Origin of the sequence: uncultured Campylobacter sp. (assembly GCF_963517995.1) — a bacterium.
Classification (GTDB): domain Bacteria; phylum Campylobacterota; class Campylobacteria; order Campylobacterales; family Campylobacteraceae; genus Campylobacter_A.
This window is the reverse complement of sequence record NZ_CAUQHQ010000152.1, coordinates 1-4,994: the sequence shown is the minus strand read 5'-3', so window position 1 is coordinate 4,994 and position 4,994 is coordinate 1. Positions and strand designations below refer to the sequence as shown.

The 4,994-nt window shown below is 46.2% G+C and carries 4 protein-coding genes; 2 read left to right on the top strand and 2 right to left on the bottom strand.

The features are described from left to right. Positions 1-149: 149 nt before the first annotated feature. Both RYL88_RS11430 and pbpC read right to left on the bottom strand, forming a co-directional pair. A complete protein-coding gene (locus RYL88_RS11430; RefSeq protein WP_314991418.1) occupies positions 150-623 on the bottom strand; it encodes a hypothetical protein in 474 nt (157 codons plus the stop codon). Continuing rightward, a complete protein-coding gene (gene pbpC, locus RYL88_RS11425) occupies positions 623-2,791 on the bottom strand; it encodes a penicillin-binding protein 1C (protein WP_314991416.1) in 2,169 nt (722 codons plus the stop codon). The genes RYL88_RS11430 and pbpC overlap by 1 nt, the downstream gene beginning before the upstream one ends. Positions 2,792-2,890: 99 nt before the next feature. Here pbpC and fumC point away from each other — a divergent pair, with 99 nt between their 5' ends. Further along, complete coding sequence (gene fumC / locus RYL88_RS11420) at positions 2,891-4,318, top strand: class II fumarate hydratase (RefSeq protein WP_314991414.1); 1,428 nt, start codon at positions 2,891-2,893, stop codon at positions 4,316-4,318. Positions 4,319-4,595: 277 nt separating this feature from the next. Beyond that, positions 4,596-4,817, top strand: coding sequence for a hypothetical protein (locus RYL88_RS11415; RefSeq protein ID WP_314991412.1), 222 nt, complete (start codon positions 4,596-4,598; stop codon positions 4,815-4,817). Positions 4,818-4,994 lie beyond the last annotated feature (177 nt).

Here is a 4,994-nt window from a genome sequence, read left to right as displayed (position 1 = left end):
CGTCTAAATACATAGTTTTAGCTCTATCGTTATCGACGAATTTTTCTTGCTCTTCGGATTCGTTAGTCGCCTCATAGTCGTCGTTTAGGTTTGCGCCGGCCTTGCTTTTTAGATTTTTAGAGACGGCAAATACCAAATTTTCGCCCTTTTCAAGTAGCTTTATTTGAAAGCTTTTTGGAGTTTTGGCTACGATTTTGTATTTGATGTTTTGCTTTGCCAAAATTCGCCGTAAATTCTTCCTCGCTAACCTCGTCGTTAAATACCGCTAAAAAGGTATCTTTGGCGTACTCGGTTATGCCCGAGAGCTCAAAATCTCCGCCGTAAATTTTAACCTTGCTTTCGCCCTTTTTGCACGAGTAGCTTACGCCCTTTGCCAGCGGTTTTTTTGGATAAAACAAGATAGAGTCCGAGCCGTATTCAAAGGCGCCGCTGATTTCCGGCGAACACTCGATTATCTTTTTGTGCGTTACCTTGCCGATTAAAGACTCGTCTTTTTGCGCGTATTCTACGCCTAGGCTTACCGCGCCGCCTGCTAAAATTTTGCTTCCGCCCTCAAGCGTAAAGGCGCTTAAATTCGCCGCCAAAACGCAACTTAGGCTTAAGCCCATGAGTTTATAGTTCATTAAAATCTCCTTATTTCCATGTTTATTTCGCTTAGATTCGAGTTTTCGTCCAGACATCCGAGCTTGTGTTTGCCTTGCGTTAAATTTAACGTATTTTCGCTAGCGTTTTTTACTTTTTCCCACTCGTTTTCGTCTATTTTAAGATATATCTCATCGCCGATATAAGCGTAGCATTTTAGCATAACTTTAGTTAAATTCTCATCGCTTAGCAAAATTTGATTATTCGTCGGCATGGCAACGAGAGGTTTATAGCTTTTAAATTTATAATAACAAGGACTATCTTTGATGTCTGCTTGCGTTATCGCGCCGTTTTTGAGTAAAAACCCGACCTCTTCGCTCCTGATACTTTCGCAAACGTCTTTTAGCTCCACGCCCTCTATCAGCCAGTCGTCTTCCTCGTCTTTGCACTCTTTAAATTTAAACGCGTCAAGGCAGGTTTTTTTGCTCTCTATGCCGCTTGGCGCGCTCATGAAAGATAATTTTTGCTTTTGAGCAAGTAGCTTAAATACGTCAAAAACTGCGCGCGAGGCGTCGCTAAATCCGCTTAAATTTTGCGTTTTTTTGCCGTTAAAGTTGCCAAACCACACAGCAACCGTGTAGTCGCTATTTACGCCTATCGTGTAGATATCGCGCGAGCCGTAGCTGGTGCCGGTTTTAAAGGCGATTTGAGGCGTATTTTCGGCGTATTGCCACGCGACGCCAAGATAACTGCGGGAGGCGGAGGAGAGCATTTTTGAGGTTAGATAGGCGCTTTGCGGGCTGATTAGCCGTCCGTAGCCGCTAAGCGTCTTGCCTGCGACTTCAAGCGGTTTTAGCTCGCCGCCGTTTGCGTAGATCGTGTAGAGGTGGGCTAAATTTAGCAAACTCATCTCCGCGCTTCCAAGCGCGATACTATCTGCGTAAAATTCCTTTGGACGACTCACCAAATGCACGCACGAAAGCAGCTCGTAGAGTGAATTTTCGCCAAGCTTGTTGTTTAGGCTAACGGCCGGGATATTTAGGCTAAGCGCTAGCGCCTCGGTCGCCGATATGATACCGAAAAACCTGCTATCGTAGTTTTTAGGCGCGTACTCTCCGAGGAAAATTTCTGTATCTATCATCTGGCTTTTTGGCGTGATGAACCCCTCGTCGAGTCCTAGCGAAAATATAAACGGCTTTAGCGTGGAGCCCACGTTTCTACTCATCGTCACGCCGTCGTTTTGCCCATCGGGAGCGCGCCAGTCGTGCGAGCCTACGTATGCCGCTACGCTCATATTTTTATTGTCGATGATTATCCCGGCGGCATTATTTGCGTCTTTTGATTTTAGCGAGGCTGCGGTATTTTTTATCGCGTTTTCGAGTAAAATTTGCAAATTTAGATCTAAGCTCGAGTGCGTAACGCCGTTTTTTAGAGCTTGCGCGGCGTAGTGTTTGGCCTTATAAACGGCATCGTAGCGTTTGTTTTTAAAGGGCTCCCTTTGCGCTCTAGTAAAGGCGCTTTGATCTATCGCGCCGGCTTTATAAAGCAGCTTAATGGCGCGGTTTTTTAGCGCGTTGATGTTTGATTTTTTATCTAGGCGGTTGGCGTTGGGGTTTTTTGGGATCGTGCTTAAAAGCGCGCACTCGGCGATACTAAGCTCGCTCAAGTCTTTACCGAAATAAAACCTCGCCGCAGCCGCAGCACCCTCGATATTTCCGCCATATGGAGCGAGATTAAAGTAAAAATCTAAAATTTCGTCCTTGCTATAATGCCACTCAAGCTGAAGTGCGGTAAAGATTTCTTTAAATTTATTCGCGTAGGTGCGTTCGTCTCTCTTCATCATGCGCGCGACTTGCATCGTGATCGTGGATGCGCCGATGCGGTTAGAGTGCGTGAGATTATGCGCGGCAGCGCGGATCATGGCAAATGGATTTATGCCGATATGGTAGTAGAAAAATTTATCTTCAAACAAAATAACGCTATCTTTTAGCGTCTGCGGGACGTCTTTAGCCTCAAATCTCCAAATTTCGTCGCTGCTAGGCCGAAGGGCTATGATTTGGCCGTTTTTATCAAAAAGTATGAGCGAATTTTCCCGCTTTAGCGCTTTAACGTCAAGCGGATAAGCGTAATCAAGCGCCAAAAAAGCTACGAAGCAAAGCAGGACAAAGGCGAGAAAAAATTTGATAAATTTAGCTAAAACTCTTTTCATTTCGCGATTATATCGAATTTGCGCGTAAAATCTCGAAAGATTAAATTTATGATAATTGATATATAATTTCAAATATTAATTTAAGCAAAGGAGAAAACCGTGGAATATAGAATAGAAAAAGACACGATGGGCGAGGTAAAGGTTCCAAACGACAAATATTGGGGTGCGCAGACGCAGCGCAGCCATGAAAATTTTAAGATCGGAGTAGGGCTGGAGACGATGCCAAGAGAGGTCATAAAGGGTTTTGCCTATCTAAAAAAGGCGTGCGCGCTGGTTAATCGCAAGCTGGACCGCCTAGACGAGCCTCGCACCGAGGCGATCGCGCAGGCGTGCGATGAAATTTTAAACGGCAAGCTGGACGGAAATTTCCCTCTAGTCGTGTGGCAGACGGGCTCGGGTACGCAGTCGAATATGAATCTAAACGAGGTCGTTTCAAACCGCGCGATGGAGATTTTGGGACTAAATTTCCGCGATAAGGCGGCACTGGACGCGAGAGACGCAAAATTCGTGCATCCAAACGATCACGTAAATAAAGGCCAGAGCTCAAACGACACCTATCCTACGGCGATGCGAATAGCCTTTGTGCTGGAGCTTCAAAAAAAGCTACTGCCAGCGATAGAAAAACTTGAAGCGACGTTGGATAAAAAGACTGCCGAGTTTGCGGGGATCGTAAAGATCGGCCGCACTCACCTGCAAGACGCTACACCGCTCACGCTCGGGCAGGAATTTAGCGGCTACGCGCACATGCTAAAGGCGAGCAAGGCGCAGATCCTCGCTACTATGCCGTTTTTGCAGGAGCTTGCTATCGGCGGCACTGCAGTAGGCACGGGGCTAAACTCGCACCCGAAATTTAGCGAGATGGTAAGCGACGAGCTAAACGCGCTAACGGACACGGCATTTAAATTTAAATCTCATCCGAATAAATTTCACGGCCTAACCAGCCATGACGCCGAGGTGTTTTTAAGCGGCGCGCTAAACGGCCTGGCGGCAAATTTGATGAAGATCGCAAACGACGTGCGCTGGCTAGCAAGCGGGCCAAGATGCGGCATAGGCGAGATAAACATCCCCGAAAATGAGCCCGGAAGCTCGATAATGCCGGGCAAGGTAAATCCGACGCAGTGCGAAGCCGTCACGATGGTCGCCGCACAGGTAATGGGCAACCACGTCTCGATCTCCATCGCCGCAAGCCAGGGTAATTTCGAGCTAAACGTCTTTAAGCCGGTGCTTACGTACAACCTCATCCAAAGCATCCGCCTGCTAAGCGACGCGATGGTAAGCTTTGAGAAACACTGCGCTTGCGGTATCACGGCAAACGAGGCTAAAATCGATAAACTGCTACACGAAAGCCTGATGCTAGTAACCGCGCTAAATCCGCACATCGGCTATGCAAATGCCGCCAAGATCGCGAAAACCGCGCATCATAACGGCACGACGTTGCGCGAGGAGGCGATAAAATCGGGCATATTAACCGCCGAGGAATTTGACGCGTGGGTGGTGCCTGAGGATATGATAGCGCCGAAGGAGTAAATTCGGTCATTTGATTTTTGGGCTCGGCGGGATTTGGGCGATTTTGCCGAGCCTTCTTTAAAATCCATAAATTTGAGAGCAAAATTTGCGGTTGCGCCTTAAATTTTACTCAAATTTGCCGATATACTTTTAAATTTAAAGGCACGGCGATGGATGTAAAACTAAACATAAATTTAAACTCAAATTTGATTAGCGTCGGCAAAATCTCTGCGGCGGCTAGCACGGTAAATTTAAACGCAGGCGCGCTAAATTAAAAAGCGGCGATAGGGGCGATATCTTGCGCGGCGCGTCAGATTCTCTCAGCGGTGCAAACGAGGCCGAAAGCAGCGCCGATATCCTAAAAAAACAGCTAGAAAAACTGCAAAAACGGCTAAAAGAGCTTGAGGCTGCGATAAAACGGGTCAAAGCGAGCAATAATCCATACGCAAAGGATATGGTGGCCTCGCTTGAGACGCAAAAGGGAGCGGTGTTTGCGCAGATAATGCAAATAAGCGCGTGAATTTTAGAAATGCAAGGCGGCCAGAGTAAAATTTGACGCCGTAAATTTGTATTTCAAATTTTAAGAATGCAAAAATTTAATGCCTTGAAACCAAATTCGTAAATTTAAGAAATAGGGCGGTTTTGATTTTAAAATATCAAAATGTAAAAATACTTTATTAAATTTACCTTTTTATAC